17 protein-coding genes and 1 other RNA gene are annotated in these 17,382 nt (G+C 62.7%); 14 read left to right on the forward strand and 4 right to left on the reverse strand.

What is annotated here, in order from left to right:
• The first annotated feature begins 85 nt into the window (after nt 1-85).
• From LVD11_RS05990 to LVD11_RS06005, 4 genes are all read left to right on the forward strand, one after another.
• Nucleotides 86-289 carry a TIGR02449 family protein gene (locus LVD11_RS05990; protein ID WP_237057250.1) on the forward strand — a complete coding sequence of 68 codons (204 nt, stop codon included), beginning with the start codon at nt 86-88 and terminating at the stop codon, nt 287-289.
• Complete coding sequence (locus LVD11_RS05995; protein WP_237057251.1) at nt 289-609, forward strand: cell division protein ZapA; 321 nt, start codon at nt 289-291, stop codon at nt 607-609. The genes LVD11_RS05990 and LVD11_RS05995 overlap by 1 nt, the downstream gene beginning before the upstream one ends.
• 80 nt (nt 610-689) lie before the next feature.
• A non-coding RNA gene (ssrS, locus tag LVD11_RS06000) (6S RNA) lies at nt 690-869 on the forward strand.
• 26 nt (nt 870-895) lie between these two features.
• The gene (locus LVD11_RS06005) at nt 896-1,474 is read left to right on the forward strand and encodes a 5-formyltetrahydrofolate cyclo-ligase (protein WP_237057252.1); all 579 of its coding nucleotides are present in this window, start codon (nt 896-898) and stop codon (nt 1,472-1,474) included.
• Between the two features lie 83 nt (nt 1,475-1,557).
• On the opposite strand, the gene LVD11_RS06010 is transcribed toward LVD11_RS06005, so the two are convergent.
• Both LVD11_RS06010 and ilvA read right to left on the reverse strand, forming a co-directional pair.
• Nucleotides 1,558-1,701 (reverse strand): hypothetical protein, encoded by a 144-nt coding sequence (locus LVD11_RS06010; RefSeq protein WP_237057253.1) that lies wholly within the window; start codon nt 1,699-1,701, stop codon nt 1,558-1,560.
• Nucleotides 1,702-1,950: 249 nt separating this feature from the next.
• The gene (gene ilvA / locus LVD11_RS06015) at nt 1,951-3,465 is read right to left on the reverse strand and encodes a threonine ammonia-lyase, biosynthetic (protein ID WP_237057254.1); all 1,515 of its coding nucleotides are present in this window, start codon (nt 3,463-3,465) and stop codon (nt 1,951-1,953) included.
• Nucleotides 3,466-3,696: 231 nt separating this feature from the next.
• Here ilvA and rpiA point away from each other — a divergent pair, with 231 nt between their 5' ends.
• The 3 genes from rpiA (at nt 3,697) to LVD11_RS06030 (ending at nt 5,680) form a co-directional block, all read left to right on the forward strand.
• On the forward strand, nt 3,697-4,371 hold the full coding sequence (gene rpiA, locus LVD11_RS06020) for a ribose-5-phosphate isomerase RpiA (RefSeq protein WP_237057255.1): 675 nt from the start codon (nt 3,697-3,699) through the stop codon (nt 4,369-4,371).
• Nucleotides 4,372-4,394: 23 nt separating this feature from the next.
• Nucleotides 4,395-5,033, forward strand: coding sequence for a transglycosylase SLT domain-containing protein (locus LVD11_RS06025; protein ID WP_237057256.1), 639 nt, complete (start codon nt 4,395-4,397; stop codon nt 5,031-5,033).
• Between the two features lie 269 nt (nt 5,034-5,302).
• Nucleotides 5,303-5,680, forward strand: a complete 378-nt coding sequence (locus LVD11_RS06030; protein ID WP_237057257.1) for a DUF4168 domain-containing protein — start codon at nt 5,303-5,305, stop codon at nt 5,678-5,680.
• Between the two features lie 34 nt (nt 5,681-5,714).
• Here the strand turns inward: LVD11_RS06030 and LVD11_RS06035 are convergent, their stop codons facing one another.
• Nucleotides 5,715-6,026: a winged helix-turn-helix domain-containing protein gene (locus tag LVD11_RS06035; RefSeq protein WP_237057258.1), complete on the reverse strand. Its 312-nt coding sequence runs from the start codon at nt 6,024-6,026 to the stop codon at nt 5,715-5,717.
• 195 nt (nt 6,027-6,221) lie between these two features.
• Here LVD11_RS06035 and LVD11_RS06040 point away from each other — a divergent pair, with 195 nt between their 5' ends.
• The 3 genes from LVD11_RS06040 to LVD11_RS06050 all read left to right on the forward strand — a co-directional run bounded on the left by LVD11_RS06040 (nt 6,222) and on the right by LVD11_RS06050 (nt 9,820).
• Nucleotides 6,222-6,416, forward strand: coding sequence for a DUF2061 domain-containing protein (locus LVD11_RS06040; protein ID WP_237057259.1), 195 nt, complete (start codon nt 6,222-6,224; stop codon nt 6,414-6,416).
• Between the two features lie 195 nt (nt 6,417-6,611).
• Nucleotides 6,612-7,646, forward strand: a complete 1,035-nt coding sequence (locus tag LVD11_RS06045) for an AraC family transcriptional regulator (RefSeq protein ID WP_237057260.1) — start codon at nt 6,612-6,614, stop codon at nt 7,644-7,646.
• A 152-nt stretch (nt 7,647-7,798) separates the two neighbouring features.
• Nucleotides 7,799-9,820, forward strand: a complete 2,022-nt coding sequence (locus LVD11_RS06050; protein ID WP_237057261.1) for a DUF2939 domain-containing protein — start codon at nt 7,799-7,801, stop codon at nt 9,818-9,820.
• A 90-nt stretch (nt 9,821-9,910) separates the two neighbouring features.
• On the opposite strand, the gene LVD11_RS06055 is transcribed toward LVD11_RS06050, so the two are convergent.
• Nucleotides 9,911-11,158, reverse strand: coding sequence for an OmpA family protein (locus LVD11_RS06055; protein ID WP_237057262.1), 1,248 nt, complete (start codon nt 11,156-11,158; stop codon nt 9,911-9,913).
• Between the two features lie 258 nt (nt 11,159-11,416).
• On the opposite strand from LVD11_RS06055, the gene LVD11_RS06060 reads away from it, so the two are divergent.
• From LVD11_RS06060 to LVD11_RS06075, 4 genes are all read left to right on the forward strand, one after another.
• Entirely contained in the window at nt 11,417-12,637 is a 1,221-nt protein-coding gene (locus tag LVD11_RS06060) for an acetyl-CoA C-acetyltransferase (RefSeq protein WP_237057263.1), read from the forward strand.
• A gap of 26 nt (nt 12,638-12,663) precedes the next feature.
• Nucleotides 12,664-14,817 carry a 3-hydroxyacyl-CoA dehydrogenase NAD-binding domain-containing protein gene (locus LVD11_RS06065; protein WP_237057264.1) on the forward strand — a complete coding sequence of 718 codons (2,154 nt, stop codon included), beginning with the start codon at nt 12,664-12,666 and terminating at the stop codon, nt 14,815-14,817.
• 85 nt (nt 14,818-14,902) lie between these two features.
• Nucleotides 14,903-16,051 carry an acyl-CoA dehydrogenase family protein gene (locus tag LVD11_RS06070; protein ID WP_237057265.1) on the forward strand — a complete coding sequence of 383 codons (1,149 nt, stop codon included), beginning with the start codon at nt 14,903-14,905 and terminating at the stop codon, nt 16,049-16,051.
• Nucleotides 16,052-16,164: 113 nt separating this feature from the next.
• Complete coding sequence (locus LVD11_RS06075) at nt 16,165-17,370, forward strand: CaiB/BaiF CoA transferase family protein (RefSeq protein WP_237057266.1); 1,206 nt, start codon at nt 16,165-16,167, stop codon at nt 17,368-17,370.
• Nucleotides 17,371-17,382 lie beyond the last annotated feature (12 nt).

Raw genomic sequence — 17,382 nt, forward strand, 5'->3', positions numbered from 1 at the left:
TGACACCGGCAATATAGTAGCGGAATCCCGCGCGGTCTGTCGTGGTGGGAGTCTATTCAGGGCGCACGCCTGTAACGCAGGACTTATGGACAGAATTGAAGCGTTAGAAAGCACGGTGGACTCGCTGATCGCCCGCTGCCAACAGCTGGCCGAGCAAAATCGCGAGCTGCGTCAGCTGGAAGCTGAATGGCAACGCGAGCGCCAGCGCCTGGTAAAGAATAATGAAGCCGCCCGCTCCCGGGTGGAAGCCATGATCAACCGCCTCAAGGGGCTAGCACAAGAATCCTAATGGGTGATTCAGCAGCAACGCAGGAAACGGTAACGGTAACCATCCTCGACAAGGAGTACCGCGTTGCCTGCACAGAAGACGAGAGCGCAGAACTGCAGGCGTCCGCGCGCCTGTTGAACGAGCGCATGTCGCGTATTCGCGCCAGCGGCTCTGTGATCGGTCTCGAACGCATCGCCGTGATGGCCGCACTGAATATCGCCCACGAACTGATCCAGGCCAAGGCGGACCTGACCCGTGTCCCCCTGGAGCAGGAGATGCTCGACCGCCTGCAGGATAAGGTCCAGTCCGCGCTCAGCAAGATCGATACCCGGGACTCCTGAGCGACCTTGACTTTTGCCGCCGCAACCATCTGTCGCGCGACACGCACTTAGCCTTTTCACCCCGCCATTGTTATAATTCCCTTACCCTGGAGTGTTGGCCAGTTGACTATGTCCTCGAGCCGATAATCTGACCCGGGTGGTTGCCAGAGGGTGTTGTTGAGCAAGTCCGCCACGCAGCGGAAAGCCTGATACATCCCGGGAACCGCCACCTTGAACTTTACGGTTCAAGGCTACGTCATCAGCCGCACTTTGGGGCTCTTAATTTCCCTCCCGGTCGCGAGTAACGATGAGCGAAAGCAAAGCGGAATTGCGCCGCAGGATGCGCAGGGCCCGTCGTGGCCTGTCTACCTACCGCCAGCGGCTCGCAGCACGTACCGCACTAATCCGTTTGAGCCGCACCCCCGAGTTCCGCGTTGCCACGCGCGTGGGGATTTATTGGCCGATGGACGGCGAACTGGACCTGCTGGGACTGCCCCGCCGTTTTCCCGACAAGCGATTTTACCTGCCGCGACTACCGGCAGAGCCACGCCCGCACCTGCGCTTCTGCCGCTGGCGCGGGACGCGATTGACCTACCGCAACCGCTACGGCATTCCCGAACCCGTGCGGGGGGACAGCCACGCCCCCATGCACCTGGACCTCGTGCTGGTACCACTGGTGGCATTCGACCCCAGTGGCGCGCGACTGGGTATGGGGGCAGGCTTCTATGACCGAACGTTCGCCTTCAAGCGAAAGCTGGCCGGGGCCGGGCCGAAGATGATTGGCGCGGCGCACCAGCTGCAGTGCGTCGACCAGCTTCCCACCGACAGCTGGGACATCCCGCTGGATGCGGTGATCACCGACCGGCAGCTGTACCGCTGTCACTGACCCGACCGCCATCAACGAAAAAGGCCGGACGCTTTCGCGTCCGGCCTTTTTCGTGTTTTGCGTGCGGGCAGAAAGGAGCGAGCTCAGCGCGTTACCACTCCTTGCTGCAATGCCGCCGGCGGCTCCGGCTCCTCTTCCGAGGCAAACACCTCGGTAAGGCCGGTGCTGCTCAGCAACACGCCCGCAACAAAGACAACCACTGCGATTGTCAGTGCATCGGGTTTCATGGGGACCATCCTGTACGTTCGACTGTTCTTGTTATGAGCACTTCACCCCGCGTTAGACTCAGTTCAACGCAGAAGTTCCACGGGTGAGAAGATACTTTAATAGCGGACAAATAGTAACCGATTGCCGTACAAATTTTGAGATAAATGTCCCATTTTTAACCTTTCGTGATGGACAACGGCACATTTCTGGCCTATCGCAGTGCCAAACCACCCTGTCTCGACTGACATAACGGCCTGACCTGTCGCGATTCAGCTTGACAGGAAGAAGCGATAGGCGGGGTTCTCGGTTTCCTCCCAGTAGGGAAACTGCAACTGATTCAGAAGCTCCCGCAGCTCCTCCCGCTCGGCCGGGGCAACCTGCATGCCCACCAGTACCCGCCCGTAGGCGGCCCCGTGATTGCGGTAGTGGAACAGGGTGATGTTCCAGCGCCCCGCCAGTTGCTCGAGGAATTTGCGCAGTGCGCCGGGACGCTCGGGGAATTCGAAGCGGTAGACCACTTCATCCCGCAGCCCCTGGGCCCGCCCGCCCACCAGGTGGCGAATATGCAGCTTGGCCATCTCGTTGTCAGTCAGGTCGGTGACCTGGTAGCCACCGCCCTGCAAGTCATCCACCAACTGGTGGCGGTCCGCATCCGCCGCCACCTGCAGGCCGACGAAGATATGGGCCTCACCGCTGTTGGCGTAGCGGTAGTTGAACTCGGTGATCGCGCGGTCGCCCAGGTCACGACAGAACTGCAGGTAGCTGCCGGGCCGCTCGGGGATGGTGACGGCCAGCACCGCCTCGCGCTTCTCACCGATCTCGGTGCGCTCGCTGATATAGCGCAGGCGGTCGAAATTGGTATTGGCACCGCTGCAGACAGTGGCCAGGGCGGCGTTGCGGCTGCCGCTCTGCTCGATGTACTTCTTCAGCCCCGCCAACCCGACGGCTCCGGCGGGCTCGGCGATGGAGCGGGTATCCTCGAAGATATCCTTGATGGCGGCGCAGACCTCGTCGGTGGACACAGTGATCACACCATCGACGGTCTCACGCAGCACCCGAAAGGTCTCCTCCCCTATCTGTGCCACCGCCACCCCGTCGGCAAACAGCCCCACCTGCGGCAGGCAGACCCGCTTACCCGCAGCGAGGGCCGCCTGCAGGCAGGCGGCCTCTTCCGGCTCGACCGCATAGACCTTGATCTCAGGCCGCACATACTTGATGTAGGCGGCCATGCCTGCCGCCAGGCCGCCACCGCCCACCGGAATAAACACGGCATCGAGGTTGGCGGAATGCTGGCGCAGCAGCTCCATCGCCACTGTACCCTGACCGGCAATCACATCGGGGTCATCGTAGGGGTGCACAAAGACCAGGCCGCGCTCCTCAACCAGCTGCTGGGCGCGGGTCTTGGCCTCGTCAAAAGTATCGCCGTGCAGCACCACCTCGGCGCCACGCATGCGCACTGCATTCACCTTGATCTGCGGTGTCGTGGTGGGCATCACGATGGTGGCGCGCACCCCCAGCTGGGCCGCGCCCATGGCCAGGCCCTGGGCATGGTTGCCCGCGGAAGCTGCAATCACTCCCCGGGCCCGCTGGTCTGCCGGCAGCTGCAGCAACTTGTTGTAGGCCCCGCGGATCTTGAACGAGAAGACTGGCTGCAGGTCCTCCCGCTTCAGCAGGATACGGTTGTTGAAGCGGTGCGACAGCTGCCGCATCCCCTCGAGCGGCGTCTCGGTAGCGACATCGTAAATCCGCGCGTCTAAAATGCGCTTGATATAGGAGTGGGGCATGATGGAATCGGGCAGCTGTAGCGGTTGAAACTCTCAGTTCAGGTACATCACATCCTGCGGATCCCGCGACCGACCACCGGTATTCCGGAAAGCGACGCGGGAATCCCATGACAGGCAGGCCAGTCTATACGCCGTAAGGCATATTTGCCACCATAAAGACGATTAGGCGCGAATATTTAGCTTCACAATACCAAAACCTTAAAAATCATTGCAAAGGATGTCCCGAGCACTATGAATCAGGATGAACTCAAGCAGGCCACCGCCCGTGCTGCCGTCGAGCATATCGCCCCCAAGCTGGAAGCGGACTCGATAGTCGGCGTCGGCACCGGCTCCACGGCGAATTTCTTTATCGACTACCTGGCGGAGATCAAGGGGCAGTTCGACGGCGCCGTGGCCAGCTCCGAGGCTTCTGCCGAGCGCCTGAAGAGCCACGGCATCCCCGTTTACGACCTGAATGCGGTGGATGGGATGCAGGTGTACGTGGACGGCGCCGACGAGGCCAACGCCGCATTACAACTGGTGAAGGGCGGTGGCGCCGCCCTCACGCGGGAGAAAATCGTCGCCGCCTGTGCGGACGAATTCGTCTGTATCGCCGATGAGAGCAAGTGGGTACCGGTGCTGGGCAACTTTCCCCTGCCGGTGGAGGTCATCCCCATGGCCCGTTCACTGGTGGCCCGCGAGCTGGTGAAACTGGGCGGTGATCCCGTTTACCGCCAGGGTGTGACCACCGACAACGGCAACGTGATCCTGGACGTGCACAATCTGGAGATCGCCCAGCCGGTGGCGCTGGAACAGGCGATCAACAATATTACCGGTGTGGTAACCAACGGCATTTTCGCCATGCGTCCCGCCGATATCCTGCTGCTGGGCACTGCCGCAGGCGTCAAGACCTACACCGCCGAATAACCGCCAGAGTGCAATTGATTGCCATGCTGAATAAGAACAACACGCTCCCCCGCGCCCGGCAGCGCCTGGGCCTGCTGCTCCTGCCACTGCTGTCGGCGGGCTGCGCCACCACCCCGCCCAACAACACCGAGGATATCTGCAGCATCTTCCGGGAAAAGGACGGCTGGTATGCGGATGCCAAGGACGCCGAGGAAAAATGGGGCTCACCGGTGGCCACCATGATGGCTTTCCTGCACCAGGAGTCCCGCTTCGTGCACGACGCCCGGCCACCGCGCACCAGGATCCTGTGGATCTTCCCCGGCCCGCGCCCCTCAGACGCCTTCGGCTACTCCCAGGCGCTCGGCACCACCTGGCGGACCTACCAGCGCTCCTCTTTCAACTACGGTGCCGACCGTGACGACTTTGCCGATGCCATCGACTTCGTCGGCTGGTACAACAACAACAGCCAGGCCCAGTGCCGTATCCGCCCGGACGACACCTATCACCTTTACCTCGCCTACCACGAGGGGCATGGCGGCTTTAACCGGCGCTCCTTCAACCGCAAGCCCTGGCTGAAGAACGTGGCCAAGAAGGTGTCAGCCCAGGCCCGCACCTACCAGCGCCAGCTCAACAGCTGTGAGAAATCGCTGCAGCGGCGCAAGAAGTTCCTCGGGATCTTCTAGCAGAATCATTCCCCCGACCAGTGAGACAGCCGGAACTGGCCCTGCCAACCACTGTCACAGCCCCCTACAGGTGCAGTGCCCATCCGCGGCGGTGTAAAAAACCGCGCGGATGGCGGCAGATTTGACAAGAGACTGGCGACAGCGACTAAGCTGAGCGAACAGCTCCACTCTTTTGCCGCCGCGAGAGAACGGCACCTGTAGCCCCACTGCGACGCTGGGCGCACGACACAAAGCAAAAGCGTCCCTCTCTAACCCATTAGAGGTGTTCAATGAAAATTCCTGCCATCTGTATTGCCGCGCTGTCCCTTCTCCTCGCCCTGCCCGTCGCCCAGGCACAAAACGGGGAAGCCGCCGCAGCTACAGCGCAGAAGGTTTCCTACTCGGAACCCCAGCTGCAGAGCTTTGCTGACGCCTACCGCGCCATCGTGCTCCTCAGCCGGGAATACGCCCCCAAGCTGAAGGCCGCGGAGAACATCGAGCAGGCGGAAGCGCTGAACAAGGAAGCCCAGGGCAAGATGGTCGCGGCCATCCAGCAGGCGGGACTGACCAAGGACGAATACCAGCAGATCGCCACCAGCCTGAAGAACGACCCGGAGCTGGTGCAGCGCATCAACGGCATGCTGCAGAAACACGCCGGCAGCGAATAACCTTCCCGGGGCGGCCCCACGGGGGCCGCTCCCATCAGTCCAGTGACACCCCCAGCGTCGCGCAGATCTGCGACAGGTGCCGCTGGACCCATTCCCGGTCAATCGACCCCCAGTCGTGCAACAGGTAGTGCCCGTCGTTGTTGCGCACCCCCTCCTGGACGAACTCCACCCGGGTACCGTGCCCCGGCAGCCCCTTCGCGATAATGTCCTGCACCGTGCGCCGGGGCCATCCGGTAGCCGCCTCCAGCGCGGGGTTGTTCGGTTTTTCCAGCGACTCGATCAGGTAGGCGATCAACAGGCGCCGGCAGATGGTGGGATTGAGCTTCAGCTCGGGGTCATTGGGCATGGTGAGTATCCGTGACTGTACAGACCGTGTTTGTACCACAGCTGCCGGGCCGGCGCCGCGAATCCGGCGGCGCCCAGAGCCGGACATGCCCAATCATAGCCAGAACCAATAAGAACCAAAGAATCATTCAGCTTCAACAATCACAGACCCCGCACAATACTGCGTACCAAGCGCATTTATGTCGGTGATTGCCTTATGAAGAAGACCCTCAGCTTCGCCGCAGTACACATGCTGGTAGCCTTCTCGGTGGGATTCCTGATGACCGGCAGCCTGTGGGTAGGCGGTGCGCTGGCCATGGTGGAGCCGCTGGTAAACACCGTGGCCTATTACCTCCACGAGAAGCTATGGAAACGTATCGAGGCAACCGGTGAGAACGCTCTTCACGCCTGAGGGCGTGTACCGGCTGCCCTGGGCCTCCCCGAGGACCCCGCCTGCCGCCGCCCATACCTGACCGCCTGAATCAAAAACACGGACATTGCCGACCAAGTTCCCGCGCAAACCTGACTTTCCACCGCGGTTTGCGCATAATCCCTGCTCCACACCTGCGATGCACGCGGAAAAATCAATAACGCCGAGGGTGACTGAGTGGACAGCGAGAACCCCAACCTCCCCGGAGAGGATACCGGTATCCCTGCCGCGGCCATTCGTGCCCAGCTGGCGGGCGCCCGGGCTGCAGGGCTCGACTGCGATCGCCTGCTGCTGGACTGCGGCCTGGCGCCGGCACTGCTGGAAGAACCGGATGCGCGGCTGGGACGCGACCAGGTGGCCGGACTGCTGCGGCGAGAGTGGGACCTGCTCAGCGACGAATCCGGTGGCTTCCTGGCCCGGCCGTGGATCCCCGGCACTTTCGCCATGATGGGCCACGCCTGTATCCACTGCCCCAACCTGCGGCGGGCGCTGCTGCGCTCAGCCCGCTTTGTGGCCATGGTCAGTGACGACCTGCATCTCAGGCTGGTGGAAGACGGCGAGGAGGCGCGCCTGATCTTCCACCACGGCAACGACCGGCAGCTGCCCAACCAGATCTTCGTGGAGTCGCTGGCGCTGATCTGGCTACGATTCTTCAGCTGGTTGATCGACCGCACCATCCTGCTGGAACGGGTCAACCTGGCGTTCCCGCCGCCGGACTATAACGAGGACTACAGCGATATGTTCCCGTGCCGGCACTACTTCCACCAGCGCGAGACCTGCCTGGTCTTCAATACCCGCTTCCTGCAAATGCCGCTGGTACGGGACCCACAGCAACTGAGCGAATTCCTGGCGCGCGCGCCCGAGTGCCTGCTGGCACAGTACAAGTCTGACAACAGCTTCACCGGCCGCATCCGGCGCATGCTGCAGGCCCAGAACGCCATCGAGAACCTCTCCCTCGACGACGTCGCTGCGCGCCTCTACATCTCGCCACAGACCCTGCGCCGCCGCCTGAAGGACGAGGGCAACAGCTGGCAGGACATCAAGGATTCCGTGCGCCGGGACATGGCGGTATACCAGCTCAAACAGCAGGAGACCGCCGTGGCGGAAATCGCCGAGCGGCTCGGTTTCTCAGAACCCAGCGCCTTCAATCGTGCCTTCAAGAAATGGACCGGCCTGGCGCCGGGCGCCTACCGGGACAAGTTCCGCAGCTGATCAGCTGTAGCGTCCTTTCTGCCACCACCTCCCGGGTCCCTCTCCCCCGGCTGCTGCCTTTACAGGCTGCTCGGGGAGGCGCCATAATCGAACCGGCATAAAGTTTCATAAAGCTTTAGCAGAGAAAAACAATAAGTCACAGGAAGTGCCAAATGAAAAACAATGTGGCGATAGCTGCGGCCGCGGTTATCGGGCTCAACCTCGTTATTTACCTGGCCACGCCCTACTACAGTGCCTGGCGCATCATGCAGTCGGTTTCATCCGGCTCACCTGCGCAAATGGAACGCTATATCGATTTTCCCAGCGTCCAATCTTCCCTCCGCCAACAGGTAGATAGCGCCTTTACCGCGCAGGCGGAAAAGGATCCGATGGTGGCCGCCTTCGCGCCGATGATTCGCCAGGCGCTGGACTCGATGATCGATGAGCTGGTGCAGCCGGATAAACTGGCCGAGCTGATCCATTCCGGCAAGCTCCAGCCCGCACCGGCACGCCCCGACAAAACCGGCACCGCCCGACCGGGTGGCGTCGGGAACGGCGCAGCCGAACTCGACTGGTACGCCTTTTTCGATCGTCCCGACCGCTTCCGTATTTCGGCCGGGGACCTGTCGCTGTACATGGAGATGCGCCAGTGGCGCTGGCAGCTGACAGCCATCGGTATTGACGGCCTGCTGGATATGGACGCCCCACGCGGGCAGCCCGTGGCAAGCGCGGACGCGGCTAGTGCAGAACCCGTGGCCGAGGAAATCGACACCCACAGCCCGCCACCACCCCGGAGCAACATCGACCGGGAGGCACTCAGGGAGCGCCTGGCGAAGTCTTTTTTCATCACCGGCGACTTCTCCGACAAGGCAATGGTGGAAGGCGATTTCCACTACACGCCGGTGCCCCCCGGCACGGAGATCGAAGTGACCTGGCTGGATGCCCGCGATGCCGACGGCAATCCGGTACTGGGAAGTTTCACCGAGCAGGAGCTGAAGGAACGCGAGAAATTCAGGAGCGGTAAAGGCATATTCCAGGGGCAGTGGCAGGACAAGCTGCCCAAAAGCTCCGCCGACGCCAGCGTCGCCACCGCCAGCGGGCAACTGAAGCTACAGCTGCCCGCACGAATCGAGCATATTTCCCTGGATGGCAGTCAACTGAATCAATTACAGGTGCAGGGCGATGTCGCCGCGAACCTGACCCAGATGGAAAATGGCAGCCTGAGCCTGAGCCTGTACCAGCCCCACGATCAAGCCGAAGTGGAGCCGCTGGTTTACATTCGCAACGCCCAGGGCCAGCCATTGCGCAAGCCAAGCGCATCCTCAGTCACCCCTACTGAACCCGTCGAGAAGGACGAGTTCCCCCGTCCCATGCGCTCGACCCGGATCAGCTACTCCGTCGCCGGCACGCCAGCCAGTGTCGATATCTATTTCCCTCTGGGAATGGAGGAAGTGGAGGTTGAGTTCACAGCCACCCAAAAGCCAGAGGTCCTTTTCGGCGAGCTGAAAGCCCCCATACTGCAGACCCGCTATGCGGCGCCACGCCCGGAGCAGGAGCTGTCCCCGGTTGACGCAGGCGTGCTGGACGGTATCGAGGTTGAACTGGTGGAGGAAACCACCTGGGACAACAAGTCGCACACCTCCCTGCAGTTCACCCTGCCCGAGCTCAGCAACAGCGTATTTGCCCGGGTGGAATACGGCAATCTCCAGGTTTTCAAGGATGGCCAGGCCGTGGAGTTCACGCCCTCGCAGAGTCGCTCTGGCACTACCGAATACAGCGTTTCCTTCCAGGAGGACACAGACAGCTTCAACTCCGCGTACCTGGTGCCCGACCGCATCACCGGCAGTATCACGCTCAGCTACCCGGCCAGGGCCGAGACCGTGCGCGTCAACCAGGGCGAAACCTTCCGCGGGGCAACGCTGGACGGCGCCCAGTTAAGCTACCCGAAAGACGGCGAGTTCCCGCGCTATAGTTCCGTATTCAATCCCCGATCCGCCAGTGCATTCGACAGCGACGGCCGCCGGATCGCCTATCTCCCCGGCGGCGATTACTGGGACGATGATTCGTACTCTCTCTATTTCTGGGGAGAGCCCGACCATGTGGAACTGAAAGCGATCACGGAGTGGGTTGAGAAGGAAATCCCGGTGGACCTGTCCCTGGATGACCTGCAGAGCACCGGCGATTCACGCGGCTAGCGGCTGCCCACCCCTGTCAAATAATGACCCAAAAATCCCCGCCGTAGCGGGGATTTTTCTTGGCGCTCGCGCTGAGGCACAGGGGGAAGATTACTCGAATTTCACCACTCGCACGCTGATACGGCGGTTCTGCTGTTTTCCTGCGTCAGTGGCATTGTCAGCCAGCGGCTTGGCAGAGCCCATGCCCATACTGGTAATGCGCTCGCCCTCGATCCCCTTTTCCACCAGCATCTGCTTAACTGCATCGGCGCGCTCTTGTGACAGTGCCTTGTTGCGGTTCTCGTCGCCCTCGCTGGAAGTGTGTCCCTCGATGGCGATGGTGAGCCCGGGATTATTGCTGAGAATCGTCGCCAGCGCCTGCACATCTGGAACCGAGGCACTGGCGACCTCGGCGCTGTCCTGTTGGAACTCAATCTTCAGGCGGAACTCCCGGTTCGGGTCACGGGAGGTATTGTCCAGGTACTGCTGCATGCTGGAGCCGAGATCCTCATCGCCACCGGTACCTGCAGTGCCCTGCTGCGGGGCTGCACCGGGGGGCGTCGAGTCCGGCTCCGCGTCCGGTTGGCCGGAAGTGCCAGGTTCCTCAGTGATGATTTCCTCATCCAGCACCCCCTCACCGGGGGACTCCTCCATCTGCTCTTTCCTGGCGCACATATTCAACGCATACAGCACTGCCAGGGCAATCAGCAGTGGCCAGAACCACTTGGCAAATCCGGCACGCTTTCTCTCGACCTTGTGATGGGTGCGCGGCGTCTGGGGCTCGGAGTGGCCGTGACTCTCGAGGTGCTGGCCCAGGTCTTCAAAATCGTGCACACCGATGGTCTTCAGCAGGCCATTCGGCAGGTGCCCCTTGATATGGGGCTTCTGCGCAAACAGCAGCCCTCCCAGGCCACCGGCATCCAGGCCCTTGCCCTTCACTACCCTGCTCACCAGTGCCATCACAATCGGGGCGGCAGTTTTGAGCAGGCGGCCGCCCTTGTCGCCATCGAGCCCCAGCGCACTGCCCAGCAGGCCGCCCACGTCACCGGCCTTGGACCCGAAAAGGGATTCCGCCAGTTTGCCACCGGTCTGCTGCAGGCTGTCCAGCTGCGACGAGTCCTGGAGAATGTCCGGTAGCGCCGACAGGTCCAGTCCCGGGCCATCGGTCGCCATGTTGAACATACTGACCCGCCCGGTCTTGCTTTCCCCCTTGTTCAGCATGCCTGCCAGTACCGAGGAGACCCCGGTATTGACCGCCGCCTCCCCCTGGTCCTCCGGTAGCCCCAGGGCACCCTTGAGCGCATCAATCCCGGAAGTGCCCAACTGGCGCACGGCCATCTCCAGAAGATTTTCAGCCATAGCAGAACCTCGTCGCCAAAAACAACTCAACGTCTCCCATGAGTGTAAAGCAGCGGGCGTTCCACATTAGTTCGATTCTGAATAACAAAATGCCTGGGGCGCCGGGCCGGTGCATGACCTGCGGACTGCCGTTACCGGTCCCGGACGGAAAAAGGTGCCGCTGTCGTGCCAGTCACGCCTTGCGGCGCATTTTGTCATTGCACGCCAACGGGATGAGGCTAATGTAAGGAGCAGTCCAATAATAAAGAGGCACCCACTATGCCCAGCGAAACGATGAACGACGCCTTTATCTACGATGCCATCCGCACCCCCCGCGGCAAGGGCAAGCCCGGCGGCGCCCTGTACGAGGTGAAGCCGGTGACCCTGCTTTCCGACCTGTTGCGCGAACTGCAGCAGCGCACCGACCTGGACACCGCCGCCGTTGATGACGTGGTCATGGGTTGTGTCACCCCGGTCGGCGACCAGGGCGCCGACATTGCCAAGACCGCCGCCCTGGCCGCCGGCTGGGACTGGAATACCGGCGGGGTGACCCTGAACCGCTTCTGTGCTTCCGGCGCCGAGGCAGTCAACCTGGCCGGGGCCAAGGTGCGCTCCGGATGGGAGCAACTGGTGGTGGCCGGCGGGGTGGAATCCATGTCGCGGGTGCCCATGGGTAGCGACGGCGGTGCCTGGGCGGCAGATCCGCGCACGGCGCTGGATACCGGTTTTGCGCCACAGGGTATCGGTGCCGACCTGATCGCCACCCTGGGGGGTTTCAGCCGCGAGGATGTGGACGCCTTCGCCCTGCATTCCCAGCAAAAGGCCGCTGCCGCCTGGGAGCGCGGTGCCTTCAGCAAATCCGTGATCCCGGTGCGGGACCAGAACGGCCTCACCCTCCTCGACCGCGACCAGCTGGTGCGTCCCGATACGTCCATGGAGGGGCTGGGGCAGCTCAACCCCTCCTTCGCCGGCATAGGCGAGTTTGGCTTCGACACGGTGGCAAAGGCCCGCTACCCGGAAGTGGAATCCATCAACCATGTACACACCGCTGGTAATTCCTCCGGCATCGTGGACGGCGCCACCGCCATCCTGGTGGGCAGCGAGCAGGCTGGCAAAAACCTGGGGCTCAAGCCACGCGCGCGCATCGTCTCCGCCGCGGTGGTTGGCACCGACCCCACCATCATGCTCACCGGCCCGGCACCGGCCACCGTCAAGGCCCTGCAGGTAGCCGGGCTGTCGGCGGGGGATATCGACCTGTTCGAGGTGAACGAGGCCTTCGCCGCGGTGGTGATGCGCTTCCAGCGCGAACTGGATATCGACCCGGAGAAAATCAACGTCAACGGCGGTTCCATCGCCATGGGCCACCCGCTGGGCGCTACCGGCGCCATGCTCATCGGCACCCTGCTCGACGAGCTGGAACAGCGCCAGCTGCGTTACGGCCTCACCACACTGTGCGTGGGTGGCGGCATGGGCGTGGCTACCATCATCGAGCGCGTTTAAGCGGAACAAGGCGAGGGAGAACAACAATGAAATCCATCCGCATCGAAAAAGACAGCGACAATATTGTCCACCTGGTACTCGATAACCCGAACGCGTCCGCAAACGTGATGGACAGCGACTTTACCGACTCCCTGCACGAAGCCGTGCAGCAACTCGACGGCGGCGACTACGCCGGCATTATCCTGCGCTCGGCGAAGAAAACCTTTTTTGCCGGTGGCGACCTCAACGGCCTCTACGCCGCCAGGCGCGATGATGCACGGGAATTTTTCGACAGCTGCCAGCAACTGAAAGCCGACCTGCGCTGGCTGGAAACCCAGGGCAGGCCGGTGGTGGCCGCCATCAACGGCGCCGCCCTGGGCGGTGGCTGGGAACTGGCTCTGGCCTGCCACCACCGCATAGCCCTGAATGAGCGGGCGGTAAAAATCGGCCTGCCCGAAGTGACCCTGGGCCTGCTGCCCGGCGGCGGTGGCTGCGTACGCATGCCGCGCCTGCTCGGCATGCAGGCGTCCCTGCCATTCCTGATGGAGGGCAAGCAGGTGGGTCCGCAGCAGGCACTGGATGCCGGCCTGGTACACCAACTGGCGGAAAACCCCGACCAGCTACTGGCTCACGCCCGCGACTTTATCCTCGCCAACCGGGACGAACAGGTGCTGCAGCCCTGGGACCAGCCCGGCTACCGCATGCCCGGTGGTGACGCAAAAAACCCGAAGAACGCGCAACTGCTGGTGGTGGCACCGGCGATGCTCAAGGAAAAAACCAAGGGCGTTTTTCCCGCACCCGAGGCAATTCTTTCGGTGGTGGTGGAAGGCTCACAGGTGGACTTCGACACCGCCACCCGAATCGAGTCACGCTACTTTGTGGAGCTCACCTGCGGCCAGGTAGCCAAGAACATGATCGGCACCTTCTGGTTCGGCCTCAATGCGGTCAAGGCCGGCGCCTCCCTACCGCAGGCGGCGCGCGACATCAAAACCGAACCGGTGAAAAAAGTCGGCATCCTCGGCGCCGGCATGATGGGCGCTGGTATCGCCTACGCCTGTGCTATGAAGGGCGTCGAGGTGGTGCTGAAAGATGTTTCGACCGAGGCCGCCGACAAGGGCAAGGGCTACGCGGAGAAATCCCTGCGCAAGCGCGTCGAGCGCGGCCGTATGGATGAACAACGCATGGCGGATACCCTCGGGCGCATCCACCCCACCGACAGCGCCGCCGACCTGGAAGGCTGCGAGCTGGTGATCGAAGCAGTGTTCGAAAACCGCGAGCTGAAGGCCAGGGTCACCGCCGAGGCAGAAGCCGTATTGTCGGACAGCGCCGTCTTCGCTTCCAATACCTCCACCCTGCCCATCACCGGGCTGGCAGAGGCCTCCGCGCGGCCGAAAAACTTTATCGGCCTGCACTTCTTCTCTCCCGCCGACAAGATGCCACTGGTGGAAATCATCTGCGGCGAGCAGACTGGTGACGAAACCCTGGCCCGTGCCTTTGCGTTCGTGCTACAGATCGGCAAGACGCCCATCGTGGTGAACGACAGCCGTGGCTTTTTCACCTCGCGGGTATTCGGCTGCTTCACCAATGAGGGCATAGCCATGCTGGGCGAGGGTGTGAACCCGGCCACTATCGAGAACGCCGCCGCCTTTTCCGGATTCCCGGTGGGGCCGCTGGCGGTCAGCGACGAGGTCTCCCTGACCCTGATGGGCAAGATCCGCCAGCAGACCATTGCCGACCTGGAGCGCGAGGGCAAGGCACCGCCGTCGCACCCCGCGGACAAGGTGATCGACCACATGCTGGAACTGGGACGCGCCGGCAAGGCAGCGGGCAAGGGCTTTTACACCTATCCCGACGAGGGCAAAAAGCACCTGTGGGCCGGCCTTGCCGAGGAATACCCGCAGGCGGAACAGCCGCCCTACAAGGATGTAAGGGAGCGCCTTCTATTCATCATGGCCATCGAGACCCTGCGCTGTTTCGAAGAGGAAGTGCTGCGTAGCGTGCGCGACGCCAATATCGGTTCCATTTTTGGCATCGGCTTCCCACCCTGGACCGGCGGCGCGCTGCAGTACATCAACCAGTACGGTCCGGCGGAATTCTGCCAGCGGGCCGACGAGCTGGCGGAAAAGTATGGTGACCGCTTTGCGCCGCCCGCCACGCTGCGGGACATGGCGCAATCCAACCGGACCATCACAGACGAATAAAGCAGACAACAGTGTCCCGTTTTATAAAAGCGGCCCATGGCCGCGCCTACGGGGACCACTCGCAGAACAAAGGCGGAGAAATCACATGATCCCAAGAACAGTCTTCAACACAGAGCACGAGCAGTTCCGCGATACCGTGCGCAAATTCCTCGAGAACGAGGCGGCACCCCACCACGCCCAGTGGGAAAAGGATGGGCAGGTGGACCGGGGCCTGTGGAACAAAGCCGGCGAGATGGGGTTCCTGTGCCCGCAGGTGCCGGAAGCCTACGGCGGCCTGGAGCTGGATTTCGGCTACAACGCCATTATCGACGAGGAAATCTCCCGCCTGGGCCTCACCGGCATCGGCTGGGGCCTGCACTCAGATATCGCCGTGCCCTATATCGTCAATTACGGCACCGAGGAACAGAAACAGAAGTACCTGCCCAAGTGTATCAGTGGTGAGATTGTCACCGCCATCGCCATGACCGAGCCGGGCACCGGTTCTGACCTGCAGAATGTGCGCACCACTGCCATCCGCGATGGCGACCACTATGTGCTGAACGGCTCCAAGACTTTTATCACCAACGGCCAGCATGCCGATCTTGTGATTGTGGTGGCCAAGACCAATCCCGGCGAGGGCGCCAGCGGTGTCAGCCTGTTACTGGTGGATACCAGCCTGCCGGGCTTCAAAAAGGGTACCAACCTGGAAAAGATCGGCATGAAGGCCCAGGACACGTCCGAGCTGTTTTTCGACGATGTGCGCGTGCCCGCCGAGGACCTGCTGGGCGGCGAGGGCCAGGGCTTTATCTACCTGATGCAGGAGTTGCCGCAGGAGCGCCTGGGCGTGGCCATCGGCGCTATCGCCAACGCCGAGGCGGGGCTGCAGTGGACCATCGACTATGTGCGCGAGCGCAAGGCCTTCGGCAGGCCCATCGCCAGCTTCCAGAACACCCAGTTCAAACTCGCCGAACTGTCCAGCGAACTCACCGCGCTGCGCGTGTTCGTGGACCGCTGCCTGGAACTGCACTACGAGAAAAAACTCGACGTGCCCACCGCCGCCAAGGCCAAGCTGCTGGCGACGGATTTCCAGTGCAAGCTGCTGGATGAGTGCGTGCAACTGCACGGTGGCTACGGCTACATGTGGGAATACCCCATTGCCCGCGCCTGGGCCGACGCGCGCGTGCAGCGCATCTACGCCGGTACCAATGAGATCATGAAACTGATTATCGGCCGCGACCTGGTCAAGGATCACTGACGCCACGCAACCAGTAGCGGGTACCGACCGCGCCGGCCGGTATCCGGGCTGCGCCGCTGCTCCATTGAGTAATGCAGGCGCACCAGCCCCCAACCACTGCCGAGGGGAAACCCATGCAACAAATCGACGGTCCGCTGAACGGCCTCAAAGTCCTGGACTTCTCCACCCTGCTGCCGGGTCCCTACGCCAGCATGTTGCTGGCGGATATGGGGGCCGATGTGCTGCGCATCGAATCCCCCTCCCGCCCGGATATGCTGCGCGGCCTGCCCCCCATGGTGGGCGGCAGGGAAACCGGGCAGGAGCAGGTCTCCGCCGCCCACGCCAGCATCAACCGCAACAAGCAGTCCCTGGCCCTGGACCTGAAAAGCGAACACGCCGGAGAAATTGTGCGGCGCCTGCTCACCGAGTACGACGTGGTACTGGAGCAGTTCCGTCCCGGCGTGATGGATCGGCTCGGCCTGGGTTATAGCGCCCTGCGCAAGGCACGCGAGGACCTGATCTACTGTTCCATCACCGGCTACGGCCAGAGTGGCCCGATGAAGGACCGCGCCGGGCACGATATCAATTACCTGGCCCTGTCCGGGCTCGCCAGCTACTCCGGTCGCGTCGGCAGCGGGCCGGCGCTCGCCGGCACCCAGCTGGCGGATATTGCCGGCGGCTCACACCACGCGGTAATGGGGATCCTTGCCGCCGTCTACCAGCGGGAGAAGACCGGCAAGGGCAGTCATGTGGATATCAGCATGACTGACTGTGCCTTCGCCCTCAACGCCATCAGCGGCGCCAATGCGCTGGCGGGTGCCGGTGAGCCGCAACTGGAGGGCGAGCTGCTAAATGGCGGCAGCTACTACGATTACTATCGCACCGCCGACGACCGCTACCTGTCCGTGGGCAGCCTGGAACCGCAGTTTGCCGAGCAGCTGTTCCGGGGCATCGGCCACCCGGAATGGGCGGAACGGGTGCTGCAGGCAGACCAGCAGCATGCGCTGAAACGGGATATCGGCGAAGTGATTGCCAGCCGTCCACTGGAGCACTGGCTGCGCGTGTTCGAGGACTGCGATGCCTGTGTGGAACCGGTGCTGGGATTCCTTGAGGCCGCCCAGAGCCCCCTGATGCAGGAGCGGGAGATGCTGTGCGAGGCAGAGCTGCCGAACGGCGACACCCTGCAGCAGGTCAACACGCCGCTGGCGTTTGGCGCCGCCAAGCCCCGGCGGCACCGGGCCGGCACCGCGCTGGGCATCGATACCCGGGAACTGCTGCGCTCCCTGGGTTACGCGGGCGAGGAAATCGAGGCACTGCGCAACGAGGGCGTGATCAGGTAAGCGAGCACACAC

It is taken from the genome of Microbulbifer sediminum (genome assembly GCF_021729035.1).
In the GTDB taxonomy this organism is placed as follows: domain Bacteria; phylum Pseudomonadota; class Gammaproteobacteria; order Pseudomonadales; family Cellvibrionaceae; genus Microbulbifer; species Microbulbifer sediminum.